General features: G+C 58.1%; 4 protein-coding genes. 3 read left to right on the top strand and 1 reads right to left on the bottom strand.

Annotation, left to right across the window (positions count from 1 at the left end; translation table 11 throughout):
- The coding region (locus Q0F21_RS05575; protein ID WP_297238155.1) for a Na/Pi cotransporter family protein at positions 1-1,433 on the bottom strand (1,433 nt) is incomplete at its 3' end.
- Positions 1,434-1,951: 518 nt separating this feature from the next.
- On the opposite strand from Q0F21_RS05575, the gene serS reads away from it, so the two are divergent.
- The 3 genes from serS to Q0F21_RS05560 form a co-directional block, all read left to right on the top strand.
- On the top strand, positions 1,952-3,244 hold the full coding sequence (serS, locus tag Q0F21_RS05570) for a serine--tRNA ligase (protein ID WP_297238152.1): 1,293 nt from the start codon (positions 1,952-1,954) through the stop codon (positions 3,242-3,244).
- 13 nt (positions 3,245-3,257) lie between these two features.
- The gene (locus tag Q0F21_RS05565; protein WP_297238151.1) at positions 3,258-4,058 is read left to right on the top strand and encodes a DUF3108 domain-containing protein; all 801 of its coding nucleotides are present in this window, start codon (positions 3,258-3,260) and stop codon (positions 4,056-4,058) included.
- A gap of 5 nt (positions 4,059-4,063) precedes the next feature.
- A partial coding sequence (locus Q0F21_RS05560; protein ID WP_297238149.1) for an HD domain-containing protein occupies positions 4,064-4,539 on the top strand: 476 nt, incomplete at its 3' end.

Genomic DNA, 4,539 nt, shown 5'->3' with positions numbered 1-4,539 from the left:
CGCATGTAGGCCTGTATGTCGTGGTGGGTCTCCTTGGAGAGGTCGTTGGTACTCAGACGGGTGAGGAAGTCTACGATCTCGATCTCCACCCGGTCGCAGATATTCTCATACTTCTCCAGTCGCGTGAAGATTTGCGTAAAGCGCCCTTGGTTCTCCTCTAAGTAGAGCTCCCGCACCATAGACAGCATCGTGCGGATCCGTCCGAGGTAGATCCCCATCTCCCGCTGCACCTGCAGGAGGGAGAGCTCACCGGTGGAGAGAAGCGGTGCGGAGACGAATTGGAGATGGCTGTACTCCTTATTCCCCTTGTTCTTCTTTGCTGGGCGGATCACCTGCTCGCAGATCTTGGCATAGAGGGGGACGAACCAGATCATGAGCAGCATATTGGTGACATTGAAGCAGGTATGGAAGAGCGAGAGCCCGATGCTGACGGCGCTGGTGTAGGAGACGATCTGTGACTGAGCGGCTATCATTGCCGGGTCGGTCAGCGTCTCTCCATTGGTCATCATGCTGATCTGGTCGCTGGAGAACTGGCTCCCCAGGGAGCCAATGTAGTCATACAGCTCCCTCGGGTCGGCTCCCCCACCGCTCACCACCATCGAGGCAACGAGGTTGGTGACGGGGTAGAAGAGGATCAGCACCCAGATGACACCAAGGACATTAAAGAGCAGGTGCGAGAAGGCAGCCCGCTTGGCGGTCGTATTGGCACTCAGTGCAGCGAGGTTGGCGGTGATCGTGGTACCGATATTCTCTCCGAGGATCATTGCCGCACCGATGTGGAAGGGGATCCACCCCTGAGCACACATCACAAGCGTGATCGCCACCATCGCACTCGACGACTGGACGATCAGGGTCAGGACACTACCGATGAGGAGGAAGATCAGGATCGACCCATAGCCCATCCCGGTGTACTTGGAGAGGAAGGCGAGCGCCTCAGGACTGCTCTGCAGGTCGGGCATAGAGTCCTTGAGAAACTCAAGACCCAAAAAAAGCAACGCAAAGCCGAAGATGAACTCTCCTATGGCATTGAGGTTGCTTTTCTTAGAGAATATGAGTGGGATGCCTATCGCCATCATCGGGATCGTGAAGGCACTTATCTCCACCTTAAATCCCAGCAGCGAGATGATCCACGCCGTCGCCGTGGTACCGATATTGGCACCCATGATGACGCCTATCGCCTGTGTGAGGTTGAGGAGCCCGGCATTCACAAAGCTGACCACCATCACCGTCGTAGCCGATGAGGACTGGATCATCGCGGTGATGAAGAGCCCGGTCAGCGCACCGAGGAAGCGATTGGACGTGATGGCGGAGAGAAGTGAGCGGAGGCGATCTCCGGCAGCTTTCTGCAGACCCTCACTCATGATCTTCATCCCGTAGAGGAAGAGACCGAGGGATCCGAGAAGACTGAGGAAGTCGAGTAGACTGTAATTCATGACTTGAGAGACTTACAGAGCAGAGAGAGATGCGGGAAAAACTTAAGGAGTACACCCTCCCCTATTCAATACCTTTGCAAAGGTACCCACAAAATGGCAATAGAGGTAAGGAAGACGACGAAACCCACAAACAAGCAGACGGCATCAATAGGAGAGAAAGTAGTAGATTTGGACATAGGTTGAGACCTTAACGGCAAGGTCGTGTGCCGTATGCGGATAGATCGCAGGGCATACCCTCGTATGTCAAATACTTACAAGACACGGATATGAAAGACAAGCAACTATCATTTACTGAAGCAGTGGTGGCGATGATCACCATCCCGCTCGCACTGGTCATCGGGTCGATCCTCCTCAGCAAGAAAAAGAGGTAGACCGATGGGGATGACCTACTACCGATATTAGATCGAGCCCCATTTCTGAGCCATTTCTCTCTTATCGGGGTACTGAATTTATTCGGTACCTTTGTATGTTACATACATCAAGCAATTACGAAACAATAGATAGAGTACAGATCCGAGATGTTAACGACTGAATTCCTACTGGAGCATACCGATGAGGCGATCCGGAGACTGAAGATCAAGAATGTCGACCCGGAGCCGATCATCGACAAGGTGCGCGCCCTCGACGAGGAGCGCCGACAGACCCAGAGCAAGCTCGATGAGACCAACGCCGAGATCAATAAGCTCTCCCGAGAGATCGGCGGGCTGATGCGCGATGGCAAGCGCGACGAGGCGGAGGAGATCAAGGCGAGGGTGAGTAGCCTCAAGGACCGCTCCAAGGAGCTGACTGACCGCAAGCGAGAGCTGGAGCAGCAGCAGGTCGACACGATCGTGCTCCTGCCCAACGCTCCCTCGGAGACTGTCCCCACCGGCAAGTCAGCCGACGACAATGTCATCGAGCGGCGAGGCGGTGAGGTGCCGGACCTCCACCCGGACCACAAGAAGCCTCACTGGGAGCTCGCCAAGGAGTATGGCCTGATCGACTTCGAGCTCGGGGTGAAGATCACCGGGGCGGGCTTCCCCGTCTACACCGGCTACGGAACGAGACTTCAGAGGGCGCTGATCTGCTTCTTTATGGACAGCGCGCGCGAGGCGGGTTACCTCGAGATCGAGCCGCCCTTTGTCGTCAATGAGGCATCCGGCTTCGGCACCGGGCAGATCCCCGACAAGGAGGGACAGATGTACCACTGCGAGGTAGACGACTTCTACCTCATCCCGACGGCAGAGGTGCCGGTGACCAATATCTTCCGCGACGAGATCGTCGATGAGAAGAGCCTGCCGATCCGCATGTGCGCCTACTCCGCCTGCTTCCGTCGCGAGGCGGGGAGCTACGGCAAGGACGTGAGGGGGCTCAACCGCCTGCACCAGTTTGACAAGGTGGAGCTGGTTCGCATCGAGCACCCCGACCACTCCTACGAGGCACTGGATCAGATGGTTCGCTACGTGGAGACACTGGTCACCAAGCTGGAGCTGCCGTACCGCATCGTCCGGCTCTGTGGCGGAGACATCAGCTTCACGTCAGCGCTGACCTTTGACTTCGAGGTCTTCTCCGCTGCACAGGAGCGCTGGCTGGAGGTGAGCTCGGTATCCAATTTCGAGAGCTTCCAGGCCAACCGCCTGAAGTGTCGCTTCAAGGGCGAGGACGGCAAAATGCACCTTGTCCACACGCTCAATGGCAGCGCACTTGCACTCCCCCGCATCGTGGCCGCACTCCTGGAGAATAACCAGACACCTGAGGGCATCGTCATCCCCGAGGCGCTGCGCCCCTACACTGGATTTGACATCATCCCGGCACCTGTTGCGGGCAAGTGAAGTAGAGCGTCGGATGCGTCACATACGATCATACATCCTTACCCTGCTCCTCACGCTCCTCTCGGGGATGGCGGTGGCGCAGGGTCCCACCGCACGGCTCAAGTCATCGCCCATGCTGACGGGGACTGAGACGCTCACCTTTGACCTCTCCTACTCCGTTGCCTTCATCAAGGGCAGCGTAGGCATAGCCACCCTCACCACCACGCCCACATCGGGAGGCGGCTGCACCACGCGGCTCCTGCTCCGGACGAAGAATGCCGTCGAGACCTTCTTCCCCATGCGGGACACGATGCAGACCTGGTACGGCGCCGACCGACTGCCGCAGCGCTTCTACAAGGGGATCGATGAGAATAAGTACCGTATGCGGGACGAGGTGACCTACCGATTTACCCCCAAGACCGTCTTTACCAGTGCACGGCAGTACCACGAGGACGGCACCCTGCGGGAGTCGCGCGACAGCCGCATCGATGCGACGAGTGCGGCCGTGCTGGACCTGATCTCCATGGTCGCCTATGTGCGGGCGATACCCGAGGACGAGCTGGCAGCTGCCAAGAGCGGGCAGAGCTTCATCATCCCGCTCGGCAAGGAGCTGACAGAGGGGCGCTTCACCTTCATCGGCTACAAAGTGCGGAAGTATAAGGGCAAGTCAGTCAGCACGATGGAGGTAAGCTTCGACATTGGCGACCCGGGATTTAAGAAGAATCAGGACACGCTGCGGCTTTACATCACCCGTGATGCCAAGCGACTACCGATCTTTGCCCGCGCAGAGCTGGCGATCGGCTCCGTGGACTGTCGTCTCGTATCAGACAAGTAACCCCCATGAGTAAGTGTGTTGACCCTCTGGAGCTGATCCGCAAGTACTACGACCCCGTGTCGGAGGCGTACCGCATCCTGACGATCCACAGCGAGCGGGTGACGGCGAAGGCGCTGGATATCGTCGATCGCCATCCCGAGTGGCACTTAGACCGAGATTTCGTCGCCGAGGCGGCAATGCTCCACGACATCGGCATCTTCCTCACCGATGCGCCGAGCATAGACTGCCACGGCACCAAGCCCTACCTGATGCACGGTGCCCTCGGTGCCGACCTCCTCCGCAAGGAGGGGCTGCCACGTCACGCTCTCGTCTGCGAGCGGCATACCGGCACCGGCGTGACGCTGGAGGAGATCCTCCGCGAGGGCTACGAGATGCCGCACCGCGATATGGTACCGATCACCCTCGAGGAGCAGATCATCTGCTTTGCCGACTGCTTTTACTCCAAGGGGAATGTGGAGAAGCTGACCGTCGAGAAGAGCGT

The organism is uncultured Porphyromonas sp. (genome assembly GCF_934359325.1).
Lineage (GTDB): Bacteria > Bacteroidota > Bacteroidia > Bacteroidales > Porphyromonadaceae > Porphyromonas_A.
Note: the sequence above shows the minus strand (reverse complement) of the source record. Positions and strands in the feature narration are given on the sequence as shown.

Coding starts and splice junctions, on each gene's coding strand:
- serS (WP_297238152.1), top strand. CDS start 1,952: ATGTTAACGACTGAATTCCTACTGGAGCATACCGATGAGGCGATCCGG.
- Q0F21_RS05565 (WP_297238151.1), top strand. CDS start 3,258: ATGCGTCACATACGATCATACATCCTTACCCTGCTCCTCACGCTCCTC.